The organism is Streptomyces sp. S6, from assembly GCF_054880855.1.
In genome coordinates this window covers 1-557 of sequence record NZ_JBTYMC010000741.1, presented here as the reverse complement: position 1 = coordinate 557, position 557 = coordinate 1, and the positions used below count along the sequence as shown (strand labels likewise).

At 76.1% G+C, this 557-nt stretch carries 1 pseudogene; it reads right to left on the bottom strand.

The window, feature by feature from the left end:
• Positions 1-557 (bottom strand): annotated as a pseudogene (locus ACVNF4_RS36805) (alpha/beta hydrolase); the annotation flags it as partial.

Here is a 557-nt window from a genome sequence, read left to right as displayed (position 1 = left end):
CCATGGCGACCTGGCCGCCCTGGGAGAACCCGGTGCCGTACACGTCTCCGGTGAGCGGCCGGCCCAGCGACCGCGCGGCGGTCCGGGAGGCGCGCAGCATGTCGAGCGAGGCGGAGACGGAGGAGGCGGTGTCCATGTAGGGGTGCGGGCCGGGGCCCTTGCCGAGTCCGAGGTAGTCGGGGGCGGCGACGGCGCGGCCCGCGGAGGCGTGCAGGTAGGGCGCGTACAGGCCGAAGTCCTCGGCGACGGACGGCGCGTAGTCGCGGTTGACCATCGTCCCGTGTGTGTCGGCCACCAGGTCGAGGCGGTGCTCGCCGCCCTCGGGGAGCGCCAGCAGGCCGGTGGCCGTGGTCGGCTTGCCCTGAGGCGTCAGGGTCCGGTACGTGAGGCGGTAGGTGCGGATGCCGTGGCGCACGGTCGCCGGGTCGAAGCCGGCGTCCTTCAGGAACGCGGCGACCTTCGCCCGGCTGAGGTCGGCGACGGGGGTGACACCGAGGAGGGTCCCGCGCGCCGTGCTCTGCGCGGCCGGGCGGGGTGCGGAGGCCGCGACCGCCGGG